Annotated in this window: 21 protein-coding genes; 11 read left to right on the top strand and 10 right to left on the bottom strand. The window is 38.3% G+C overall.

Annotated elements, in window-relative coordinates:
• Positions 1 to 172: 172 nt before the first annotated feature.
• Positions 173 to 1,576 carry a mannose-1-phosphate guanylyltransferase/mannose-6-phosphate isomerase gene (locus AC1EU0_RS09870; protein ID WP_480302318.1) on the top strand — a complete coding sequence of 468 codons (1,404 nt, stop codon included), beginning with the start codon at positions 173 to 175 and terminating at the stop codon, positions 1,574 to 1,576.
• Between the two features lie 5 nt (positions 1,577 to 1,581).
• Complete coding sequence (locus AC1EU0_RS09865; RefSeq protein WP_480302227.1) at positions 1,582 to 2,991, top strand: phosphohexomutase domain-containing protein; 1,410 nt, start codon at positions 1,582 to 1,584, stop codon at positions 2,989 to 2,991.
• On the opposite strand, the gene AC1EU0_RS09860 is transcribed toward AC1EU0_RS09865, so the two are convergent.
• Positions 2,972 to 3,694, bottom strand: coding sequence for a DUF1223 domain-containing protein (locus AC1EU0_RS09860; RefSeq protein WP_480302226.1), 723 nt, complete (start codon positions 3,692 to 3,694; stop codon positions 2,972 to 2,974). The genes AC1EU0_RS09865 and AC1EU0_RS09860 overlap by 20 nt on opposite strands.
• Before the next feature lie 150 nt (positions 3,695 to 3,844).
• On the opposite strand from AC1EU0_RS09860, the gene AC1EU0_RS09855 reads away from it, so the two are divergent.
• Together AC1EU0_RS09855 and AC1EU0_RS09850 are read left to right on the top strand one after the other, a co-directional pair.
• The gene (locus AC1EU0_RS09855) at positions 3,845 to 4,381 is read left to right on the top strand and encodes an SRPBCC family protein (RefSeq protein WP_480302225.1); all 537 of its coding nucleotides are present in this window, start codon (positions 3,845 to 3,847) and stop codon (positions 4,379 to 4,381) included.
• A gap of 268 nt (positions 4,382 to 4,649) precedes the next feature.
• Positions 4,650 to 7,511 (top strand): fibronectin type III domain-containing protein, encoded by a 2,862-nt coding sequence (locus AC1EU0_RS09850; RefSeq protein ID WP_480302224.1) that lies wholly within the window; start codon positions 4,650 to 4,652, stop codon positions 7,509 to 7,511.
• Positions 7,512 to 7,639: 128 nt separating this feature from the next.
• Here the strand turns inward: AC1EU0_RS09850 and AC1EU0_RS09845 are convergent, their stop codons facing one another.
• On the bottom strand, positions 7,640 to 9,091 hold the full coding sequence (locus AC1EU0_RS09845; protein ID WP_480302223.1) for a glycoside hydrolase family 125 protein: 1,452 nt from the start codon (positions 9,089 to 9,091) through the stop codon (positions 7,640 to 7,642).
• Positions 9,092 to 9,638: 547 nt separating this feature from the next.
• Here AC1EU0_RS09845 and AC1EU0_RS09840 point away from each other — a divergent pair.
• Positions 9,639 to 10,136: a GNAT family N-acetyltransferase gene (locus tag AC1EU0_RS09840; protein ID WP_480302222.1), complete on the top strand. Its 498-nt coding sequence runs from the start codon at positions 9,639 to 9,641 to the stop codon at positions 10,134 to 10,136.
• Between the two features lie 253 nt (positions 10,137 to 10,389).
• Here AC1EU0_RS09840 and AC1EU0_RS09835 read toward each other — a convergent pair whose 3' ends face one another.
• Positions 10,390 to 13,953 (bottom strand): ABC transporter permease/M1 family aminopeptidase, encoded by a 3,564-nt coding sequence (locus tag AC1EU0_RS09835; RefSeq protein ID WP_480302221.1) that lies wholly within the window; start codon positions 13,951 to 13,953, stop codon positions 10,390 to 10,392.
• A gap of 13 nt (positions 13,954 to 13,966) precedes the next feature.
• Positions 13,967 to 14,848, bottom strand: coding sequence for an ABC transporter ATP-binding protein (locus AC1EU0_RS09830; RefSeq protein ID WP_480302220.1), 882 nt, complete (start codon positions 14,846 to 14,848; stop codon positions 13,967 to 13,969).
• Between the two features lie 719 nt (positions 14,849 to 15,567).
• Here AC1EU0_RS09830 and AC1EU0_RS09825 point away from each other — a divergent pair.
• From AC1EU0_RS09825 to AC1EU0_RS09815, 3 genes are all read left to right on the top strand, one after another.
• Positions 15,568 to 16,389, top strand: a complete 822-nt coding sequence (locus AC1EU0_RS09825) for a GNAT family N-acetyltransferase (RefSeq protein WP_480302219.1) — start codon at positions 15,568 to 15,570, stop codon at positions 16,387 to 16,389.
• A gap of 95 nt (positions 16,390 to 16,484) precedes the next feature.
• Positions 16,485 to 17,330 (top strand): helix-turn-helix domain-containing protein, encoded by an 846-nt coding sequence (locus AC1EU0_RS09820; protein WP_480302218.1) that lies wholly within the window; start codon positions 16,485 to 16,487, stop codon positions 17,328 to 17,330.
• Between the two features lie 166 nt (positions 17,331 to 17,496).
• Entirely contained in the window at positions 17,497 to 17,850 is a 354-nt protein-coding gene (locus tag AC1EU0_RS09815) for a GFA family protein (RefSeq protein WP_480302217.1), read from the top strand.
• Between the two features lie 285 nt (positions 17,851 to 18,135).
• On the opposite strand, the gene AC1EU0_RS09810 is transcribed toward AC1EU0_RS09815, so the two are convergent.
• From AC1EU0_RS09810 to AC1EU0_RS09800, 3 genes are read right to left on the bottom strand one after another with little or no spacing between them, the layout of a single operon-like run.
• A complete protein-coding gene (locus tag AC1EU0_RS09810) occupies positions 18,136 to 19,074 on the bottom strand; it encodes a septation protein IspZ (RefSeq protein ID WP_480302216.1) in 939 nt (312 codons plus the stop codon).
• Between the two features lie 58 nt (positions 19,075 to 19,132).
• Positions 19,133 to 19,336, bottom strand: a complete 204-nt coding sequence (locus AC1EU0_RS09805) for a helix-turn-helix transcriptional regulator (protein ID WP_480302215.1) — start codon at positions 19,334 to 19,336, stop codon at positions 19,133 to 19,135.
• Positions 19,329 to 19,808, bottom strand: coding sequence for a hypothetical protein (locus tag AC1EU0_RS09800; protein ID WP_480302214.1), 480 nt, complete (start codon positions 19,806 to 19,808; stop codon positions 19,329 to 19,331). The genes AC1EU0_RS09805 and AC1EU0_RS09800 overlap by 8 nt, the downstream gene beginning before the upstream one ends.
• 374 nt (positions 19,809 to 20,182) lie before the next feature.
• Here AC1EU0_RS09800 and AC1EU0_RS09795 point away from each other — a divergent pair, with 374 nt between their 5' ends.
• The 3 genes from AC1EU0_RS09795 to AC1EU0_RS09785 all read left to right on the top strand — a co-directional run bounded on the left by AC1EU0_RS09795 (position 20,183) and on the right by AC1EU0_RS09785 (position 22,575).
• The gene (locus tag AC1EU0_RS09795; protein ID WP_480302213.1) at positions 20,183 to 21,373 is read left to right on the top strand and encodes an acyltransferase family protein; all 1,191 of its coding nucleotides are present in this window, start codon (positions 20,183 to 20,185) and stop codon (positions 21,371 to 21,373) included.
• 107 nt (positions 21,374 to 21,480) lie between these two features.
• Positions 21,481 to 21,975 (top strand): GNAT family N-acetyltransferase, encoded by a 495-nt coding sequence (locus tag AC1EU0_RS09790; protein WP_480302212.1) that lies wholly within the window; start codon positions 21,481 to 21,483, stop codon positions 21,973 to 21,975.
• A gap of 93 nt (positions 21,976 to 22,068) precedes the next feature.
• Positions 22,069 to 22,575, top strand: coding sequence for a P-loop nucleotide/nucleoside kinase family protein (locus tag AC1EU0_RS09785; protein WP_480302211.1), 507 nt, complete (start codon positions 22,069 to 22,071; stop codon positions 22,573 to 22,575).
• Between the two features lie 123 nt (positions 22,576 to 22,698).
• Here AC1EU0_RS09785 and mtnP read toward each other — a convergent pair whose 3' ends face one another.
• Genes mtnP through AC1EU0_RS09770 form a run of 3 tightly spaced genes read right to left on the bottom strand, consistent with a single transcriptional unit; the run spans position 22,699 to position 24,134 of the window.
• Positions 22,699 to 23,547 (bottom strand): S-methyl-5'-thioadenosine phosphorylase, encoded by an 849-nt coding sequence (gene mtnP, locus AC1EU0_RS09780; RefSeq protein WP_480302210.1) that lies wholly within the window; start codon positions 23,545 to 23,547, stop codon positions 22,699 to 22,701.
• Positions 23,548 to 23,559: 12 nt separating this feature from the next.
• Positions 23,560 to 23,979 carry an arsenate reductase ArsC gene (locus AC1EU0_RS09775; protein ID WP_480302209.1) on the bottom strand — a complete coding sequence of 140 codons (420 nt, stop codon included), beginning with the start codon at positions 23,977 to 23,979 and terminating at the stop codon, positions 23,560 to 23,562.
• Between the two features lie 20 nt (positions 23,980 to 23,999).
• Complete coding sequence (locus AC1EU0_RS09770) at positions 24,000 to 24,134, bottom strand: hypothetical protein (protein ID WP_480302208.1); 135 nt, start codon at positions 24,132 to 24,134, stop codon at positions 24,000 to 24,002.
• Positions 24,135 to 24,175 lie beyond the last annotated feature (41 nt).

Genomic DNA, 24,175 nt, shown 5'->3' with positions numbered 1-24,175 from the left:
ATCAGGAATCTTGATCAACACAGTTAATTAACGCAAATAACGGTTAGCCTTATATCGAGAAGGGTGTGGGGCTTTCTAATCGTGTCATAAATTTTCTGAAATTAAATCGGCCATGAAAGTGTCTTTTAAATAAGTTACATTTTTGTAAATTAGAATTGGACATTTCATGGCTATGATTAAACCAATAATAATGGCAGGGGGCTTTGGTACTCGACTGTGGCCACTGTCTCGCCAATTATTCCCGAAACAATTTTTAGCGTTAGATGGTCAAAATTCACTATTACAGTCGACCATAAAAAGACTGCAAAACATTCCTCATGAAACGCCAACTATTATCTGTAATGAGCAACACCGATTTGTCGTTGCCGAGCAATTGAGAACATCTGATAGTTTATCCGTTAATATTCTGCTAGAACCTAAGGCGAGAAATACCGCTCCAGCAATAGCTTTAGCTGCTTTTGACGCTATACAAAATGGTGATGATCCGATTTTATTGGTTTTGGCTTCTGATCACATAATGAAAAATGAAGCTGCTTTTGTATCTGGAGTTGAGCAGGCAAAGCATTTAGCAGAACAAGGCAAATTGGTGACCTTTGGTGTCGTGCCAACACAAGCTGAAACAGGTTTTGGCTATATTAAGTCAGGTCAAGCTGTTGTTGGTGGTTTTGAAGTCGCACATTTTGTAGAAAAGCCTGATTTAGAAACGGCACAGCAGTACTTTGAGAGTAAACAATATTACTGGAATAGCGGTATGTTTATGTTCAAAGCCAGTGTTTATCTAAATGAACTCGAATCTTTTCGTCCTGAAATTTTTCAAGTGTGTAAAGCGGCATTTGAAACACAAAAAACGGATGTTGATTTTCACCGATACGACAGTGCCGTTTTTGAGACTTGCCCTGATGAATCTATTGATTATGCCGTCATGGAAAACACCAATGATGCTGTTGTTGTGCCATTAGATGCACAATGGAGTGACGTAGGTAGTTGGTCATCGCTTTGGGATATACAAAGCAAAGATGAGCATGGCAATGTATGCAAAGGCGATGTATTAACGCTTGATACTAATAACTCACTGATTTTTTCTGAAGATAGGTTAGTGACCACCATTGGTTTAGATGATTTAGTGATAGTGGATACTAAAGATGCTTTGTTAGTGTCTAAACGCAGTGAAGTTCAGAAGGTGAAGAGCATTGTCGCGGAATTAAATGCTCAAGATCGTAAAGAAGTGAAACATAACCGTGAGGTATATCGACCTTGGGGTAAATATGACTGCATTGATGTAGGAGAACGTTTTCAAGTTAAACGGATCACGGTAAAGCCCGGAGCAAAACTTTCATTGCAAATGCACCACCATAGAGCCGAGCATTGGGTCGTCGTTAAAGGTACCGCGAAAGTGACGAAAGATGATGAAGAGATCCTACTTACAGAAAATCAATCAACCTATATTCCTGTAGGCACTGTTCACGCACTCGAAAATCCGGGATTGGTAAATCTTGAATTGATTGAAGTTCAGTCTGGTTCTTATCTTGGGGAAGATGATATTGTCCGTTACAAAGATGATTATGGAAGAGCTTGAGGTATATGAAGTCATTAACTTGCTTTAAAAGCTATGATATTCGTGGTCGATTAGGCACAGAATTAAATGAAGACATCGCTCATGACATTGGTAGAGCTTATGCGAGAGAAATTAAGCCTAAAACGGTTGTCATCGGAGGTGACGCTAGAGCGACCAGTGAGTCGTTAAAGTTAGCTTTAGCTCAAGGTTTACAAGTTGAGGGGGTTGATACTATAGATATTGGCCTTGTAGGTACTGAAGAAATCTATTTCGCCACGCCATTTTTAAATGCAGATGGTGGAATAATGGTGACAGCGTCTCATAATCCTATCGATTATAACGGTATGAAGTTGGTACGAGAGCAAAGTATTCCTGTTTCTGGTGATACTGGGCTGTTATCCATTAAAGCCTTAGCTGAGTCAAAGCCTTGGATTGAAGAGGGTTTAAGCTCGAATCAATTGGGGAATTATCAAGTACAATCTATTTTACAGCCTTATGTACAACACCTTTTAACCTATGTTGATGCAGCCAAAATTAGTCCTCTTAAACTGGTTGTTAACTCAGGTAATGGCGCTGCGGGTCATGTGATTGACGCTCTTGAAGTTGAATTCAAAAAGCTAAACGTGCCTATTGAATTTATTAAGGTCTTTCATGAGCCTGATGAAACTTTTCCAAATGGTATTCCAAACCCAATATTAATCCAGAACCGTCAAGCTACGATTGATGCTGTTTTGGCTCACAAAGCCGATTTTGGCATTGCATGGGACGGAGACTTTGATCGCTGCTTTTTATTTGATGAAACAGGCCAGTTTATCGAAGGGTATTATATTGTCGGGCTTCTTGCTGAGATGTTCTTACTCAAGCAAAAGGGTGAGAAAATCATTCACGACCCAAGGCTCATTTGGAATACCCAAGATATTGTAACAAATGCTGGTGGCCACCCGATAATGAGCCAAACTGGCCATGCGTATATTAAAGAGCGAATGCGCGCAGAAAATGCAATATATGGTGGCGAAATGTCAGCTCACCATTATTTTAGAGATTTTCACTATTGTGACTCAGGCATGATCCCATGGTTACTTGTTGCAGAGTTAATATCGATTTCTGGTAAGTCCTTGTCAGAGCTGATATCTGAACGCATCTCGCTATATCCTGCTTCTGGTGAAATTAATTTAAAAATCACAGATCATGTATTAGCAAAGCGAGCTTTATTAGCTAAATATGGCTCTCAAGCTATTGAAATTGATAACACAGATGGTATCTCTTTAACTTTTGCTCACGCAGAGCAGAAATGGCGCTTTAATCTAAGATGTTCAAATACAGAGCCATTAGTTCGACTTAACCTTGAATCAAAAGGCGATAAAAGGTTAATGGAAGAAAAGACCAACGAATTACTGAATTTCCTTGCTCAATTTTCTACAAATAAGGAGTGCTAAGCCAATCACCAACGGCTTGGATGGCTTTGCCTTTGTATTCTACCCAAGCTAACCAAGCCAATTTTGGGGCTTGCTTAGATGATGTAGGAACTTTATCTAACTGACCAGAAAAGCTCAGATTATCACTTGAGTTAAAGCTTTTTAGCGATAGTGCGACGAAATCTTGTTGTAGCGTTTTATTGCGGTTTTCACCACGTGTAATTGGTGTATGGTAGCCACTGCCAATCAATGAAATGTACAATTTGTAATCTTCATGCTTATCGGTTTTTTTATTTGTTGGAGTGAACTGCGCATTTATAGTATTTCCATTTATCGTCACTTTTAACTTACCAACTTGGTTGCTAGGCAACTCTGTTATTTGCTTGGTATTCCTATCAAACCAACCGCGCCACTCGTGTCCGTTAACGACAAATTCGGGTGTATAAACTTGTCTTATATTGAGTGCATTAAGGTGCTTATATTGACGTTTACTAAATTGACGTTGAGAAAATGGATCTTTCCAACCTAAATAATTCCAATAGGTGACATGAAAGGCGATAGGGAAGTAGCGCTGCCATAATTGCTTGTTGTCGACAAAAGAAGATATCCAAGTTTCAGCTGGTGGGCAGCTGTTACAGCCTTGAGAAGTATATAGCTCCATAAACACAGGGGACTTAAGGCTGCTTTCTTTACTAAATTGCGATAGTGTTTGGCTGCTTGCCATACTACTCATACATAAGAGTGTCGCTAAAACTATCCACTTCATCATTATTTCTCGCTAAGACTTTCGTTATAAGACCTATGGAACTAGCAATAAATTTCCTGTTTCTGTACTTTATAGTTCGCAGAACAATATTAACCAAAGGATATAAAGATGCTAAAAAAAATATCAATAGGGATCTTAATACTTCTCGCCATTCCATTTGTTGCCGCATTATTTATCAAAACGAGCTATGAAGTAGAACGCAGTGTGATTATTGATAAGCCTGTCGAGCAAGTGTTTTCATACGTAAAAATGCTTAAAAACCAAAATCACTACGCAACATGGGGAATGAAAGACCCAAATATCAAACGTACCTATTCAGGTGTAGATGGCACAGTGGGTTTTATTTCTAAATGGTCTAGCGAAGATCCAGAAGTTGGCGTAGGCGAACAAGAAATTAAGGCTATTACGCCAAATAAACGAATCGAGTTTGAATTACGTTTTCTGAAACCGTTTGAAGCCACCGAACCTGCTTATATGCTGACTTCATCAAGTGGAGAAAATGTCACGAAAGTTAGCTGGGGATTTAAAGGGCATCTTGATTACCCAATGAACTTGATGTTCCTGTTCATTGATTTTGAAGCTCAAATTGGTAATGACTTACAAAATGGACTGAATAACCTAAAAAATATTCTTGATAAGCAATAGCTTGCGTTATAAGTTCGAGTCAATTTATAAGGAAAGGGCAGTTTTTTGACTGTCTTTTTGCTTTTACTGTGAATAATTCACCATAACTCATTAAGATATTGAAATAATCCTGCTTTTTTTCTGAAAAGTAAATTTTGTTAACTGATGTGTGTAACTTTGTATGTAGAATGTATTTGATTTAAAGGCCAGCCCTGAAGAGAGCTGGCCTTATTTTTACAATGGATTGAGGTTCGCAATGCGGTTTAGAAGAAGTTATTTAGCAGTAGTTATGATGCCTATGTTTGTTGGGTGTGGGGGCGGAAGTTCAGAACCTGAGCCTCCTAAAGCTCCTGAAAGTATAGATAAACCCAGTACTCCACCGGTGGAGACTAAGCTACCAGAGGTTGTCAGGGCATCAGGTGTTATTGAAGGTAACCAAGCAAAGCTAACTTGGACTCTACCAAATGATGATAGAGTCAAGAATATATTGCTAAACCGAAAAGAAGGAGTTGTGGCACCCGAAACATGTCAGCAAAATCATGGAGATGCTTTTGTTCGTTTAGATAAAAGCGATCAATACACATTTGCCTCATTAACCCCGGGTAAACAGTATAGTTTTAGGATTTGTACATCAGATGGCAATAAAGTCAGTGAAGGAGTAGCTGCTGATTTAACTGGCTTAAGAGTGGGTGTTGAAGATGTTACTAGTTTAAAAGCTGATGTAGATATCAATTCGGCAAATTTAACTTGGGCAACACCAGCTGCTGACCGCTACTCATCATTTAAGCTTGCTTATAGTAAAGGAAATGAAGCTCCTGCCACATGTAATATAAGTTCGTCTATTAACTTAGCTCACGGGAGCAAAAACCATAAATTAAGTAATTTAGAAGCTGACACGAGTTACAGTATTCGGTTGTGTTCTGTAGGTGCGGATGACTTTTCTAGTGAAGGTCAAACGATAAAATTCAAGACATTGCCCATTTTTGTAGTAACCCCTTTAGCTGAGGTTGCAAATGCTACAGTTGTAAATAATGGTAATGCAGCTAACTTAACATGGGATTTACCAAACGATGATCGAATCAAGCACGTTCTAATCAATCAAAAAGTAGGCTCAGTTTCACCGCTTAGCTGTGGCCAAAGTCAGCAAGAAATCTACGTTAAACTAGGGAAAGATAGTCAATATACTTTTAATGATTTAATTCCGGGTCAGCAATATAGCTATAGAATTTGTACGTCCGATAATGAAACCACAACTGCCGGTGTCACAACAAAATTAAGTGGTTCACGAATAAGTGTGGAAAATGTTAGTGATGTACAAACCGAAGTTGGTGAGGGCTTTATTAATTTGTCTTGGAGCGTTCCAACAGCTGAACGCTATCTGGCATTGAAGCTGGCTTATGCTAAAGGTGATGACGTGCCAACTGGGTGCAGTACAGATAACTCTATCAGGTTGGATAAAGGGACCAATAGTCACAATCTCAGTAATCTAGAAGGTAACACTAATTATACTGTTCGTATTTGCTCACTAGGTGCAGATGATTTTTCAACTGATGGTGTTGCGGCCCAAGCTACAACATTACCTATCCCACCAGATCAAGATAATGATGGTGTAATTGATGCTGAAGATGTAGATGATGATAATGACGGTTTGATTGAAATATCATCAATCGCAATGCTAAACAACATTCGAAACAATCTCAATGGCACTGGTTATGATGATGGAAATACCAACAACACTAATGGATGCGTATCTTCAGGCTGCAAAGGCTACGAATTAATTAACAATCTGGATTTTGCTGGTTCAGAATTCGCTGAAGGTGGATCTCAAACACAAGGCTGGCCTCCAATTGGGAATCATGCCATAAAAGCTGTGTTTAATAGTGTTTTTGAAGGTAATAACCATACTATTTCAAACCTTTATATTAACAGCTCAGAAAGTGCATTAGGGTTGTTTGGTTATATTAGAGATACCAAGATTACCAATATATCCATTATAAATGTCAATGTGAGCGGTTTTACTAATGAAAATGATCCAAGCGATAGAGCTCGTTATGTTGGAGGGCTCGTAGGACGAGTATTAACTCCTGATGATGAATCTGTAAAAGGGTTTGCAAGGATAGAGAAAGTATCTGTAAATGGTCAAGTAAAGAGTCAGTCTGGCGCCGCTGGTGGTTTGGTTGGTCAGATCAATCCGTCTTATTATTCGTGCGGGCAAACGCTATGTGATGATATTCCAAGAGTTTTTAAGTCTCCAGTGACGATTGCATTATCCAATACTAAAGGCAGCGTTTCATCATCTAGAGCAGGTGGTTTGGTTGGCATGATGTCGGGTGGAAATATTGTATCTTCATTTAGCGTGAGTCAAGTGACGGGTAGCCTTAATCCGGACTCAGGGCTAAAAACTGGGAGGCTTGGAGGGCTAGTAGGAATTCTAGAGAAAGGTACGGTTAAAGATATTAACGAGCAAGCTCCTGTACCTGCTAATATGATTATTAGCAGCTTTGCATCAGGTGAAATAAAAGAGGGGAGTTTAGCAGGTGGCCTTGTAGGTGAACAAAATGCTAAAACTTCAATTATTGCTAGCTATGCTGCAAATCCCAAAGTTAGTGCCAGAAATACTGCTGCAGGTTTGGTGGCGCAATGGAATTTAAAATCAGGTTTTGCGGAAGAGAAGCCCGTGGTAACTAATAGCTATACCCGAAGTAGTCAAGTCAGTGGGGGTAGCTTTCATCATGGGTTAGTCGCCAATAAACCTACTCGCGGTATTCCTGCTCAAGTAACTAATAGTCATTGGGATAGAAACACCACACAAGATGGCACAGTAAAATCTGGTGATGTATATGTAGTAAGAAGTATTGGTGGTTCAGGCTATACGAGTAATCAACTAAAAGGAAATGAAGTCGTAACAAATGAAAACCCTGGTTATCTCCCTGGTCCATCTTACAAAAATAACCTAACCACTGATTCCCCTTTTGGTGGCTGGTTACCTGTTCAAGACCAAAATTACAGCAATGAGCAAAAGCTAATGCTTTTCTGTGATGATAATGCAGATGGTGAGATTCAAGCTACTGAAACAACGCCAATTTGGAATATGGGCACGGTTAATGAGTACCCAGTAATTAACTGTATTCCCAAAGATGTGCAGATGTAATTAGTATTCTCTTCAAGTTTCAAACAGTCGCCGAGGCGACTGTTTTTTCTTTACTGGCTATAAGGAAATAAATTGAAACTCTTGTCATTATAAGGGTATAGCTTGCTTGAAATTGCTGTTGTCTCTATTTAGCTTTTTAACACAATATCTGGATGTTTCTCTATTAGCCAAATTATAAAGTTAGCAAATTCTGCATTCGCCCAAGCGAAATTCTCCCTTGTTATGTCTTGATAGTTTGATGATGAGTAACTCTCGTAAATCAATCCATTTTTTTGAGATGAATTGATGAGAGCCGAGAGCAATTGTTTAATTTCGTTTTCGTCAGTACTACTTTCTGCTCGGCTGATTAATGATAATGGCCAGATCCTGTTTTGGCCTGTATGCGGACTGCCAACTCCACTTTGAACTGAGTTACTGCCATCAAAAAAATATGGGTTGGTAGAAGCGTTTAAGATTTGCTTTCGAGTTTGCAAGTAAATATTGGCGTCGTATAAATCAGGGGCAATTACGGGTAATGATAATAGAGAGGGAATATTACCATCATCCATAAATTTTCTATTACCGAAACCATCTAACTCATACGAGTATCTAGTGTCTGTACCACTGACGTCTGCTGCGTTTGTTTTAAGGGATTGCAAAATTTTGTTCGATAAAGCAATTAACTCAGAAGTAACTTGAGTATTCATATTTGTAATAGAAGTATATTGAGTTGCAAGACGTTTTAACTCACTTGCTATCATGAAGTTAACTGGGACATTAAATGGAAGTGAGGTGGCATCGTCACTTGGTCTAAATAAAGTTCTTACTAACCCCGTTGTTTTACTTGGTTTTCCTACACCATTTTCAAGTGTGTTCAATGCGTTCGCACCCGGCCTAGAAAAGTAGTAATAGTACTGATTAGTCGGGTTTGTAAGGTTATCAAAATCACCTGTCCAAGCGCTGAACAAATTAACAATGGTATTGTCAGCTAATAACCAGTTCTTTTTTATGTCATCTGTTAGCTGTTGCTTTTGTTGAGTGCTTGCATTTTCAAGGATGATTCGTTGCAGCTTCAGCACAGCGGCCAGAGAATCTGGCTCAAACTTACGTTCAAATACAGGTGGATTCATAGCGTCTTGCTGATACTGCTTAAAAGTTTGATCACTATTATGTGTTGATTGAGGCCCATTAGGGACAATAAAGGCATTGGCAAAGCTATCTTTTAAAACAAATTCAGCTTGAGAGTTTGCAAGGCCAACTAATAGCTTGAACAATCGATCATCTTTCGAGATTAAGAACGCATACGGTGCAAGCTGATTGGAACTGTCCCTGAGCCACATAGCCTGTAAGTCGGAACCTGTAACTACATATGTCCTTAGGGAGCTTATGTCTGTTGCAGTATCAATGTTTTGTTGGAATACGGTGTTATCAAGTGAGTAAGGAAAGGTATGTGCAAATAAGGATGATAGCTCTGGAGAAGTAAATCTTTGCTGTTGTGATTTTATGTAAGCTTCAACTGCTTCTGATTTAAATTTTGGTGTTGTTGGTCTTTGATATGGCGTGTCAGCCTTTGCTGTCAAACTTATTATAAGTACAGTCATAAGCAGTATTACACATGAGAAAACCTTTTTTTCCATCGATTTAAAGACTCAGTAAATGTTGCTCTTATTATTTACTTATTTAACCTATGAGGATAGATAAAGTATAAAATGTGAACGACTCTTCATTTCTTATTCATGGTATTTCAATGAATACTTTTGAGTTTCTATTTTAACGTCGAAGCTATTCCTATCACTTTTATGCCTGAAACCTGTTTAGTTTTATAGAGCTATATAAGTTGCTAATCGACGAATGCAAAGAATATACATAAATTATTTAGTAGTTACACAACAGCCTTGTTAAAGCGAAAAAACAGTGTTAAATATATCCTATGAGTCAAACTAATTTGAGTGGCCTACATACAGCCACCTCTACGACAACTAAATGACTCGGAGGATAGTTGTTTGCACGTTCAATTAAAACCTCTGAGCTAAGCGGTCAGAGGTTTTTTTATGCCTCTATATCGCAAAAATAGCCCAAGTTAACAGCCTGCAAAAACCTAAATTCTTATCAAAATAAAAAAACACTATGTAAAAGAATGCGTTAAAAATGATAGAAACAGAAAGACTAATTTTGCGAGAAGTAGATGATAATGACTCTAGCGAGCTATCAAAAGTGTTGTCTGATTACGAGGTAATGGAATATTCTTTAAAGGGAGTTCATTCAGAAAAGCAGTTACTTGAATATATTGTAAGTTGCAAAGAATCATACAAATTCAATGGATTCGGGCATTGGTTAGTTAAACACAAATTATCTGGTGAATTCATTGGAATTTGTGGTTTGAATAAGCACAAAATAGACAATGAATCTATTAATCATATAGTTTATCGACTCGCCTTAAAACAACAAAGAAATGGTTATGCGACAGAAGCTATTGAAGGTGTTTTGAGGTACTCAAAGATGGTTCTATCACTGACTAAAGTAAATGCGTTGATTGAGCCTGATAATACCAACTCAATAAAGGTAGCGCAGCGCACAGGTTTTAAATTTAAAAGAAAATCAACATTTGGTGGTGTCAATGTTGAAATCTTTGAAGTGATTTTGTAAAGCATTTTTGTATGGTTTCAGATGTAGTAATTCAGACTTGATGTGCCAGTGTTGACCACTGGCAAAACTATCTTTGCCTATTTATGTGCATACGGTGCTCTCTGGCAAACACAAAAATACCCCAAAATGAGTTGTTAAATTCTTGCCAGCGCTATAAATACACTTTAGATTAGAGAATAACGCTATGCTCGGCGCACAAGCGATAAAAAAGCAGCCAATTTAGGCCGCTTTTTATTAAGGTTTTAAGAAATGCTTAAAGCTTATAGATATTATCTTTAGAATCTCTATCAACCAGCTTAACAAATGGATCGACACCTAAGAATTTAGGCGCTGAATCCGCTTTAATCTCAAAGCTCAGTTTATTTTCACCAGATTTAATGTGGTGTTTCTCTAAAAGTAAAACTTGAGCATCATCAGTCAGCTTTTCTGGGTCATGGCTGAAGATACCGATATCAATAAGATTATCTAATTGCTCTTCGGTTTCTTCACCTTTTCCAGATGCCGATTTACGAGATGCAAACACAGTCATGTCTACTTGGTAATTACCATTGTCTAACTTGGAGATTTGAGCGTCTTGTACTCGTAAGTCGTAAATGGAGATTTCATTAAACGAATTATCTACCAGGCGTGCTTGCTCTTCGCTTAATCCAGTTTTGATGTAGCTGACTAAATCGAGCGTGGTCGGATACGGATCATTACGATATTTATAACGCTGTAAAAAGGCTTTAAGATTTGCATTTAAGCGCGCTTCACCTAATGCATCTTTTAGCGCCATCATAATGACAGAGCCTTTCTGGTAATGAATATAACTTTGATTTTCACTACGCAGCAGTGGCATCTCTTTGATACGTTCATTTGACCGACCACGCAGGTATCTATCCAGTTCATGCTTCATAAACTTACGGAGCATGTTCTTACCATACTTTTTCTCAAGCACCATTAACGCAGCATATTGAGAGAGAGACTCTGAAATTACTGCACTACCTTGAACGTCAGCTGCACCTACTTGATGTCCCCACCATTGGTGAGCGACTTCGTGTGCTGTAACGTAATAAACAGGGTCGATATTTTCAGGGTCACGTAAGTCGGTGATAAAACCAATACCTTCTGAGTACGGCACTGTATTAGCGAAACTCTGTGCAAACGAGCGATAGGCCGGGAACTCCATAATCCGCATTTGTTTATGTTGATAAGGGCCAAAGTTTTCAGAGAAATAATCAATTGAATCTTTGACCGATTCTATCATGCGATCAATGTTCCAAGCATGAGAAGGGTGATGGTAAACCTCAATGCTAATGCCATTGTATTGCTCTTTTTTCACTTCATATTTAGCAGAAATAAAGGCGTAGAAGTTAACCATAGGCTTATCCATTTTGTAATGGAAATAATTACGGCCATCTTGTTGCCATTCTTTTTGCAAATATCCAGGTGCGAGCGCAATTTGGTTACCTGAAGTTGAAACCGTAGTTTCGAACTCAATGAAATTACCGTCAACGCCAAAGAAGTTTTGATGATGGAAATTTTCATCTTCAAGTTTGTTACTGCGTGCTTTATCTTCTAGACCACGCTTGGTACGTTCATGGCGATCGGAAAGCTCGGCATTTTCGTTATAACCAAAACTCGGCAGTAAACTGGCGTTATTAATAAAGGTACCATTTTGCAGTACAGCATAATCAATACCGCCTTCTTCAATACCGACTGTTTTACGAGTCAGTTGAATATTACCCTGTACCGTTTCTGCAGATTCGACAGGCTTACTAAAAGTTAACCAAGCCGTGTCGTATTTTGATTCAAACTCACCCAAAGATGCATTTGGAATCGAAATCGCTAAATCTTCAACTCGTGTATGAGAAGGAAGGCTGACAAGGATTTTATCAATCGCTTGATCTGAACGATTCTGCCACGTGATATCAAAGTTTGCTTTTATCATTCTCTCTTCAGGGAAGATATTAACGTTCGCATTGACTTTAGTTGTAGTCAGCAAAGGCAATGACTGGAACTGTTTAAAGTCTTTTTCATAGTCCGCACGTAAGTCTAAGCTTTCATCATTTGTTTGATAACTGTTCACCACATTAGTTTGGTAATGCAAAAAACTCCCGGTTGAGATGAACACGATTAAACTAGCCGCTATCGTTGCTTTACCGGTAAACCCGATTTGATAGCCCAGTGATTTAAAACGTGCTTTTAGAGATTGTTTAGGACCACGATGATATAAACCAAAGCCGATAACAAACAGGATGGTGCTGAATGCGCCCCAATACAGCATATACCAACTGTGCGATGCCAGACTGATCCCGTATTGGTTTAGGTCTGAATAAGAAATGGTAGGTGATGCCGCAAAGTTATATAAGCTATGACCTAAGCCCCAACTTGCCATAATAAATGTCGTTAAGAAATAGGCGACAAACAGTGCCATTCCCATGTATTTATTTGGCGATAAAACTTGAAGGAAGAACGCCATTACTGCGCTCATGAATAGCGGCAGTAAATAGAAGTAACTCAAGCGAATCGCATATTGCGATAGCTCCAAATGTCCTTGACCTTTAAGCAACTGGAACAGAATGGTCGTGACCATTGAAATGACATACAAGGATGCCATGACCATAGCAACAGCAAGTAGTTTTGACGTCCAAAAACTGATGTTTTTTACCGGTAAGCTGTCAATGATGTCGCCCATACCAGAACTACGTTCGCGCCATACAATTTCGCCGCTGTAATAGATCAAGATGATGACCATCAGCAAACTCGTAGCACCCGTGATGTCATTGACCATTGCAGCAGTAAGCGGCCAATTTGAAGTACCATACCAACCAAAGTCGTCGAACATTGGCCCAACAAGATTGAAGACAGTAAGCAACCCAAGTACAAGGAAAGGCGCACTAAAAATGACTTGTCGAACTTCAAATTTAACTCGAGTTAAAAACTGTGCCAGATTGTTGGGCGAAGTTGAACGTGCAAGTTCTGTAAGTGGCTTTAACTCAGGTGTGGCTTCAACTTTACCTGTTTTTTTATCTTTCTTTTTGCTCAGGGTAGGTTGTTTTGCAATACCTGACACAAAAAGAATGACGAGAGCTAATGCTAACCAAATTATGCGATTTTGAAGCAATAAGCCTTCAAAAGGTAATACTTGCGTGTTCTTTTCAGCAATTGTCCAATAACGAGTAATTTCAGCAAAAGTAAAGCGACCAAATGGGTCGAGCATTGCTGCCATTTCACGGTATTGAGGTTGGCTAAAGAACTCACCTGCGATGTTGTAGAGTACCAACATAGCGACGGCAGTAAGATATAGCGCCATTAACGAACGAAAACGATTCGCCATTGCATAGAACATCACTGAGATCAGAAATAAGCTTGGTACGGCAATAACAAAGAAAGGCTGAATGTAATAATACAACTCAACCGGACCGAGACGAGTTTGGTCAAGCCAAGGCATGAGCGTGCCAAGCAGTAAGCCTAGTGGAATAAAAGCAAATGTCGTTAACACGACAGCATAACTGCCGAGTAATCTTCCTAATTGGTAAGAAAGAGGGGTTAAAGGTTTACTGTAGACTAACTCTTCCATTTGGTGCTGATGGTTACGAATTGCAGTACTACCAACGAAGTTAACCACAGCAAACATAGCAATGAAAGTCATTACCGTTATAGCTAAAGCGACATTGTAAGCACTGTTTTTCATGACTTCGCCACCACCGCCTATAACCACGCTATTAGATGCGACGGATAAAAAGCTCAGTAGGAAAAAAAGTGAAGCAACGACATAAAAAGAAGGTTGACGGATATAGTACCGCCATTCAAATTTTAAACTTGATAGAAACATGACATCCCCCCCTTTATGCCGCTGATGGATTGCGGTGGTTATGTAAGGTAGAGAAATACAAATCTTCTAAATCAGCTTGTGCAGGAGTGAAGCCATCAGGGCACTGCGAGGCCAATACATTAATGATAGTTTTCCCTGCGAATAAGCGTTTTGAAATGACCGATAGTTGAGACTCTAGTTCCTGTGCCTCTTGTTGGCTACACGTTTTAGTCCAGATCTGGTCGTTCAATGAATGAACAAGTTGTTGCGGATGACCTTCAAGTAAAATTTTACCTGAAGCAAGCACTGCCATGTTCGAACAAAGTTCAGATACATCTTCTACGATATGTGTAGAAAGAATAATTACTTTTTCTTCGCCTAAGCTAACAAGTAAGTTATGGAAACGATTGCGCTCTTCAGGATCGAGCCCAGCTGTTGGCTCATCGACAATCAATAATTGTGGATCACCCAATAAAGCCTGAGCGATACCAAAGCGTTGACGCATTCCCCCAGAGAATCCACTGACAGCTTTATTTTTATGCTGGAAAAGGTTGGTGTGAGCCAATAAGTTTTCAACAACTTCTTTACGCTCTTTCTTTTTATTTAAGCCTTTAAGGATAGCTAAGTGATCTAATAAATCGAAGGCGCTGATTCTTGGGTAAACATTAAAATCTTGCGGTAAATAGCCTAACGTTTTACGCAAAGATTGTGGGTCTGAGAGAACGTCAATACCGTTAAAGTTGATTGAGCCTGCGTCCGCATCTTGCAGTCCGGCGATCGTTCTCATTAAAGATGACTTCCCGGCGCCGTTTGGTCCAAGTAAACCAAACATGCCTTTGTCAATATTAAGGTTTACGCCATCAAGCGCCTTAACACCATTGTCGTAGGTTTTCGTTAGCCCTGTGATTTTAAGCATCTTAATAAATCCATATTGTTGTAAAAGTGTTAAATGCTATCAGTAACAGCCTATTTAATCATTTTTCAATATGTAATTATTTGTGAATTTTTTGTGTTGCATAAAAAACATCCGAGTTATTACTGAACTCGGATGTTCATTTTAGTGTGCATGCAAGGAATTAATCGTCAAGAACATCGAAATGTAAAATTTCAATAAATCATTACGCTGGCAGTTACCAGCACGATCATGAATCGTCATCTCATGTCGTAGAGTAATAAAGTGTCATACCAAGTAATAAAGTATCATATTGAATTACTTTTTGATTGTTGTCTAGCTGACTCACTTCTACCCTGAAGTGAGTCGAAAACTTCTTTTCTAGCGAACATCATTACCTCAACTCATCAAAATCAAGCATTACAAATTGTCGTTTTTGTTCAATCTTCTATCAAATAATCGCACTAATATTTGTGACATCCAAATACGAAGCACTATCTAGATAACCTCAGCTCTGCATAAGCCAACCTCTACAGCACAGCTACTTATGCGTATTTCTGTGTTAGAACAGCCCGAAATAGACTGGCTATTACGAACTGTTCTGCCTTGAACTACACAAAATTAGCAGCACTGTAGATAAAAATTCAAGGTTTGTATTGTAAATCATAAAGTTATTGATTTCGTTATACAGAGCTGAGGTTAGATAGCTTCGACACTGATTAATAGAAATTAGGTAATAAACGATGTTAGAAATTCAACCTATCGAAAATCTAGAAGATATTCATTTACTAAAGCAAGCATACTTTGCTCAATCAACTGCGCCACTTGATGGCATGTGGCATTTTGGTTTTGTTCCATTTTCCACGCATTTCGGATTTTATGAACAAGAGACATTAGTTGGCTATTGCTGTATTAATGCTGATGGCTATTTGCTTCAATTCTATTTATCGACTAAGGCCGAAACAGACGCAAAAGACCTATTTACGTTGATTACAGATAAAAATAGTGGAGTAACGGGCGAAGTCAAAGGCGCATTTGTTAGTACAGCTGAACCGCAGTTCTTATCACTTTGCGCTGATAACTCATCCGTATTTAAAGTTAATGCATTAATGTATAGGCAGGTAACAAGAAATATACTACAAAACCAAAGTGACATTGACTTAACGCTGGCACGGCCTGAACAGCTGAACAAGTTTGTTGATTTTGCTGTAATCAATATTGGTGCGCCAGAGGAATGGTTAACAGGGTACTACGGCAACTTGATCCGTAGAAAAGAGTTATTCGGTTATTGGAATGAAGATGAGTTACTTGCAACGGGCGAATGCCGTTTGTTTGATGAATACCAAACAGAGTACGCTGACCTTGGCATGATTGTGGCTGAGTCTCAGCGTGGAAAAGGCATCGCTACTCAGGTACTTAATTGGTTAGCGAATTCAGCCAACGAGCGAAATTTAACCTCTATCTGTTCTACCGAAAGTACCAATTTGGGAGCACAAAAAGCAATTCAGCGAGCTGGTTTAATACCACAAAATCGCATTCTACAGATTGAGTTCTCACACAAGTAATTTATCCCCCCTTGTTAAACTTTATCAAGGGGATTTTTGTTTTTAACTGTCTACCATATAATATTGGTTTCATTTCTACACAAGCGGGGAACGGAATGCTTCATTGGCTTAAGCCGCCAGAATCTTCTGACGTTGCTAAATATGTAGAATGCTATTGGCTAATAGAAAAGCAAGTTGGCTCAGATAGTTACACGCATCCTAAACTTAATCCTGATCCTTCGGCGCATCTAATTATTTCCCCACAAAATCAACGCTATTGCTACGATATCAACTCCTGCATAGTGACAGGAAATGGAAGTCATTGGCTATATCCCCACAAAAAAACCTTCGTGTTAGACCACTCTAAACCCTTTATCCACCTCGGGATAAAATTTCACACTGGTGCATTGTATTGCTTGCCAGATTTTTCTAAAAAGACAATTGTATTAGATAAAATCTCTTCAGCCAGAGGGTCGAAATTATTTATGCAGTTAGGCATCGATGAAGACGAACTCATTCACTTGGCTCGAACCAGTCCACAAGATTGCTCTAAGCAGTTAGACTCTAAGCTAAGCCCATGGTTAATAAAGTGTGTTGAAGATCAGCACAGTAAATTAACCCATAAAGTACTGCAAAGTCTCGATCAGATGACCGTTTCTGCACTGGGAGAGCACCTGCATTTCTCACAGCGAACGATAGAAAGAAGTTTCCAGCGTGTCACTGGACTGACTCTTAAACAGTGTCAATCCATGAATAGATTAGAGTCGATGTTAGAGTATCTCTATCAGCGACATTCAGCAGAATTAGATTGGGTCGAGATAGCTTTAAAGTTTGGTTTCAGCGACCAACCTCATTTAATACGTCATTTGAAAAAGCAATTAGGCGTTACTCCAAAAACTTATGAAAAAGAGCGTGGATTAACCATTGATGTTTATGGTGGTGTAAATTCGACTACTGGGTAAGGTTGTCAGAAGTTTTCGTCAACTTGTTAATTAATGTATCATTTTCAGTTTCTATCAAATTTCTGCCCCAAAGTTGCACAGAGTATAAATATTATCTTTCTTTAGTCATTTACATTTTAACTGTATAAATATACAGTTTGGCTTGTTTTTACAACAAGGAATGAAAATGAAATACAAAGGTAGTTGTCACTGCAACGCAGTTCAGTTTAAGTTTGAAAGTGAAGAAAGTATCACAGCCCTCCAATGTAATTGTTCAATTTGTATAAGAAAAAACGCAATTATGTCTAAGCAAACATTTGGCAAAGAAAATTTTTCTGTTGTTAAAGGCTATGAGCAGCTTTCCGTTTATCATTGGGGTGATAAGGATGTTAATCATTATTTCTGCAAAATTTGCGGTATATATCCTTTTCATGACACAACTTATGAACCCGAAGTTTATAGAGTAAATTTAGGTTGCGTAGACAATATTGAACCTAGAGATTTAGACATCATGAGTTTTGATGGAAGAAACCAATTATAAGTAAAAATCTACTAAGTTTTATTCACGCCTGCAAAACGATGCGTAGATAGCAGGGCAGTCGCATGAGTGCTTAAGTCCATTGAAGTGCCAGCTTAGTGGCTGGCACTTTTCTGCCCCGAAACGTGTTTAATTTTGCTTAGAGAGAAAAGCAGTCTTTGGAAACTTTCTATTATAAAATGTGATTTGTACCAAAACTAACTGTTAAACAATTTTCAAATCAACAGCAACCCAAAATGAGATCAAACGTTATGCGGGATTTAACGTTTGATCAACGTATCTAGAGTGTTAATCCGATATCTTAGTCTTCTTATCTGCTCGCCAAATTAGAATGCAAAGCATAAGTAAATAAATTGGCATTTCTACAAAAGTATCATAGGTAAGCCACGTATCTTCCGACAATTGTGTAGCAACAGCGTAGTTAATAGCAGCCATGCACAATCCAATAACTGCAAGACCCAACACGAAAAATTGATATTTGATTTGTTTGTTTACATAGCGTTCAATGCGATCTCCAAAATAACAGCCTTTATTGAAAATGCCATCGACGATTAATGCTGAGGCACTAATTACCCCCATAAAGGTACCTTTTAACTGTACTAGGGCTTCGCTTTGGAATCCTATTGAAAACAGAGCAGATATTAAGAGCATGACAGTACCAAATACAGCGAAGCCTCCAAGCAAATCCACTTTTACAAAGCGCTGTATTGCTACGAGTGCCAAGCCTAAGGAAACCCCTGTAAAGGCTGCTAAGGTTAAATCTCCCGTTATTTTGGCTACCATAAAGAATGCTGCGCCAATGCCGATATCAGCAAGAATAGAAGGTTTGTTTTTTTTCCACTGGTCTTTTTGCTGCTGCCTTTTTTCATCAGCTTCAGGAGAGTTGTCAGAAATACCTAAGCTTTCTAGCTTATTGGTTGCAAAGTGAATATCTTTTCCTGGGTGACTTGCATAAACTAAGTTGTCGTTATCTCTTACTTCGATACCGACATTTAACCAATTATAGTACCCCACCGAAACAACAAGCTTTTGTGAATGGCTTGGAGATTGAAATTTATGTTCAACTACTTTGAAGTCACCATCAAACGAATGAGTGCACTCATCAATTAAGGAGCCGTCACAAAATAGTTGTGATGTATAAGTTGTAAGCGAACAGAAGTATTTAACTTCATAATTATTTCCTTCGTAATGAAACGGCCTTTTATAAGTCCATAATCTAAATGCCATCCTGTATATCCTTTCCCTTTTTTATTAATAAGTTCTTATTTGTTCGGTTGGTAAAGTGTCAAAGCAGTTCAAAAATCTCTTCAACAGATACTTCAAAAAACATTGCCAAATTCAATGCAATAACAACAGATGGAGTAAACCGTCCAGTTTCTATCGTGCTTATGGTCTTTCTTGAAACACCAATTTCGTCGGCCAGCTGCTGCTGAGAAAGCTTCCTGCGTGACCGTAATTTTGCAATGTTATTTTCTAATTTGTTACTCACAGTCGATTTCATCTGATTGCTTTAGTTCCCATATAATCGAAGAGCCATAAGTTAGGAAACCAAGCCCCATACTAAGTTTGCTGAATGATTGTATGTTCATAGTAGAAATGGCCTCTGGTAGTATAAAATCCAACCAAATAACAGAACTTAAAAACAACCCTAAAACACTTAATGCGTAATAAGCAGCTTTAAGATTAACTGCATTAAAGTACTCGTCTTGGAAGCGACCTAACCATGCATCTCTAATGTCCCATGAAGACATTACAATATGAGAAAGCAAGTTCAGCACAATGATAATTAAAACGAGGTAAACAACTACACTGAAAATAAAAAATAAAGGATGACTTTCTTTTAATTCACTCCATGAACTATCAAATATTTCAAGAGAAAACAGAGCACTAACTATGATTGAAAGCCATGCAATTTTTTTCAAAAACTTTTCTTCATTTACTGGTGTTGATAGTTTCCACATAATTCTTCCTTAAATCTTCATGGTACCTTCAGGTATCATTTGTAACCCTAGGGTATCTCTTGATACCTTAGGGTGTCAATGTCGGTTTAAAAAATTTTGTGACTTTTGGGTTTAGAGTTCTGAATTATTCAACCCAACTAGAACAGCAAACAATTGTTCTGCCCCGATATGAGACTGCACTTCTAGGTGAAACTTTAATATCTTCAAAGTGCTAAGGTTGTAACTTGAAATTGTTAAAACTGAGGAATTCGATGTCAGCTCGATAATGCTGCGAAATGTGTTACAAATCATGTAAAAGCATTTTTATTTATAGATAAATACAGTTTAATAAAAGCCAAGCATAAAAATTAAAACACCTAAAATGGAGCTTGGTGATGGAGCATAGGATTGATGCAGGTAGGAGATATGATTTAGATTGGTTGAGGGTTATCGTATTTGGCATACTTATTTTTTATCACATTGGAATGTTTTATGTCTCTTGGAGTTTCCATGTAAAAAGTATACATGCTAGTGATGCTATCGAACCCTTAATGAAATTAGTAAACCCTTGGCGCCTTTCTTTACTCTTCTTTATATCAGGTATTGCAATCAGGTTTGCTATTGATAAGAAGCCATTGATTAAAATCACGATAACCAGAACTATATTTTTGTTTGTGCCTATTATTTTCTGTGTTCATACCATCATAGCACCGCAGTCGTGGTTAGAGCTGTTAGAGAAAGGCGAAATAACATCAGGTTTTTGGGCTTTCTATCCAGAATATTTGATAGGGAGTTTTGATAAATACTCAATAATCATACCTACTTGGAATCATCTTTGGTATGTAGTTTATTTATTGTTTTATACCTTAATGCTAATTCCAGTTTCTCGACCACTGATCAAATTTATGGGTGGAGTCGGTCAGAAAATAATGAGCGCTGGGCTAGATAACAAGCTGGGGTTCTTGATTGTTATGCTTGTTCCAACAGTCATTTTTATGATTTACCGCTTTATATTAAAACCAATCTATCCTTCAACACACGCTCTTGTTGATGACTGGGCTAATCATCAGTTGTTTTTTAGTATTTTTATTTTCGGTTTTTTAATTGCGAAGGATAGTAGCTTTTGGAAAGCCGTCAGTAATGCACTGCTCCCTTCTCTTGTAATGGTCTTTGGTATAGCTTCATTGGCATCCATAGTCTGGTATTTAGAAGGACAAAGTTATTGGTCACCTGCTTTTGAAATGACTGAGCACTATTCTGAAATCGTAAGAAAGACAGCTTACCCTTGGTTTTCTATTATCGCTCTGTTAGCGATGGCGCAAAAGTGGTTGAATAAACCGGGTAAGGTGTTGTCATATATGACAGAAGCAGTATTTCCTTGGTATATACTACATCAAACATTAATTGTTATGTTTGGTTATTGGCTAACGAGGCAAAACCTACCTGTTTATACTGAGTTCTTAGCTTTAACACTAGCGACATTTTTGGGTTGTTTACTTATACATGAATTTTGCATACGACGCTGGAAGTGGGTACGACCTCTATTTGGAATAAAATTGAGCCAATCAAACAGAACAGCTCAATAAAATTCTATGTAGGTTTTGTCTATTGATGTACCAGTGGTTATTCACTGGCAAAATCATCTTTGTAAGTTTTCCTGTTAACTAAGGCGTGAAATGCTTGGCAGTATCCAATGATAAAAACAGAACGATTAAAGCTTAGAAAATTTGTTCAGGAAGATCAAAGCGAAGTCATGAAGTTACTACGAGATGATGATTTTATGGCGTTTTCTCCAAATGGTGCAATGACACTTGAACAAGCAAAATTGCGTTTTGAAGAGCTGGTTAATGCATTTCAAAATAAAGGTATCGGAAAGTTTTGTGTTATAGAACGTTCCACAGGTGACCTAATTGGTTATTGTGGAATAGAATCATTTAACTATAAAGGCGAAACAGTAGTTGAACTAGGGTACCGCCTTAAGGTTTCAGCTAGAGGAAAAGGGTATGCATATGAAGCTAGCTCTGCCGTCTTGTCTTTTGCCCGTAATGTTGGTTATGTGAAAATTCTCGCTTTAACTGAGCCGAGAAACATGCCTTCCCAGCACATCCTCCATAAACTTGGGTTCCAAGCTTGTGGTGCTGGTTACTATCAAGACATGCCCATTAAGTATTTCGAAAAGTACATATGAGTGCTTTCACAAAGATGATGTAGTTTTCCTGCTTAAGTGGAATGTAGCCATATTTAATTGGGCTAGTCTTTGTCGAAAAAATCGGAAAAATTTATGTTATATATATTTGGTGGTCTACCTGCTGTAGGTAAAACAGAATTGGCAAAATATCTATCGTCATCGACAGGTGCTATTTACATTCGTATAGATACTATTGAGCAAGAGCTAAAAAATAGCGGTTTAAAAAATCTCTACGACCAAGGTTATAAAATCGCTTTTTCAATTGCTTTAGAAAACTTAAAAAATGGTCTATCTGTAGTAGCAGATTCGACAAACCCTGTATATGAATCACGAAAAGCTTGGGTTGATATCGCCAATAAAGCTTCATCCCTCTTCAAAGAGATAGAGATAATTTGTTCAGACAAAAATGAGCATCGTAGGCGTATTGACAAAAGGCAGAGCGATATCCCTAACCTTATTCTTCCATCTTGGGAGGGTGTAGTTTCAAGAGAATATGAGCCTTGGTGCTCTGCAAAAATTATTTTAGATACTGCAGGTAAAACACCAGAGCAGAGTAAACATGAACTAAGAAATTTGCTTAATAAAGATAATGAAATATAAAAAAGAGTTAAGATTGTAACTCATTTTTGTCCAATAACGTGCTAGTTTCAATAGTTAAATCAAGAAAAGTAAATAAAGAGGAAGTGTTAATCACTTCCTCTTTAGAATATAAGACAATTGGGGTTAAGCTGACAAAACTTCAAATAACTGCTTACCTTCTTCAGATAAGCTTTCAACAGGTGTGAGCACAGCGCTTTCTAATGAATGATTACAGTGACTTTGGCATGCTGCCGGGATACCTTGAATGTAGGTGGCTAATACTAACTTGGCTTTTTCTAAGCTAGCACCATAGCGACTGATCACTTGTTCAACGGTAACGTGATGAGCCGGATCGTCTTGCCAGCAGTCGTAATCAGTGGCAATACCTATGGTGCAGTAACAGATTTGAGCTTCTCTCGCTAAAAACACTTCAGGAACATTGGTCATGCCAACTAAATCGGCATTAACCGCATTTTTTAAAAATAAGCTTTCTGCTTTAGTGCCTAGCCTTGGGCCATCGACACAAGCGTAGGTTTTATTTGTGTGTAATCTAACTTCAGATTTAATCGCTGCTTCTGAAATCTTTTGTGCAAGGGCAGAGCAAGTAGGTCCTGCTGTAGATACATGAGCTACTAGCCCATTTCCAAAAAACGTTTTCTCACGATGGCCTTTTACAAAATCAAAATATTGGTCGGCAATGGCAAGATCGCCTGGTTCTATTTCTTTTTGGAGACTGCCTACAGCTGATAAGCCAATGATTTGCTTTACACCCAAGCTTTTAAGCGCCCAAATATTAGCTTTGTAATTAACTTCTGATGGTAACAGCTGGTGGTTATTACCATGGCGAGGTAAAAATAAAATTTCTTTGCCGTGATAAACGCCTCGAACGATTTCAGCAGAAGGTTTGCCAAATGGGGTGCTGATATCGTGCTTTTCGATAGTGATTAGGCCTTCGATATTGTAAATACCTGTGCCGCCGATAATTGCTAACATTTGTTGTTCCTTTTAATTCAATCTAGTTAAACCAGAAACCCAATTTTGTATTTCATCTCTTACTCGACGGTAATGATTTAATGCTTCTTCGGTAGAGCTTGATTCTTTTGCCAATTTAGGCGGATCGTCAAACTGGCGTTTGATTAGTTGAGTTTCTTGAGTAAAAGTAGGGCAGCTGTTGGCGGCGTGTTCGCAAACCGCAACCACATAGTCAAAATCTTTGTATTGATATTGTTCAAGGGTATTTGACTCATGATTACTGATATCAATACCGACTTCTCGCATCACTTGCACGGCTGATGGATTTAATCCATGGGACTCAATACCAGCCGAGTAACTGACAAATTGATCTGCCAATAATTCATTGGCAAAGCCATGAGCCATCTGACTTCGGCAAGAGTTTCCTGTACATAAAAATAAAATAGATTTCATTACTTCTCTCCCGATAGTATTTATCTACTGTTATCTGACAAGTAGATAATGAGGGTTAAATCATCTAGAGGAGTCATAGTGTAATAAGACAACCGTCCGTGACAGGATGTCACGGTCGTCAGTACATGGATGTACGCTTCAGTTGTCGTTTGCATTATGGCTCCTTTGATATAACAATTGTGCTTGCTATTTTTCC

The organism is Parashewanella sp. 2210YD4-3, from assembly GCF_056591735.1.
Note: the sequence above shows the minus strand (reverse complement) of the source record. Positions and strands in the feature narration are given on the sequence as shown.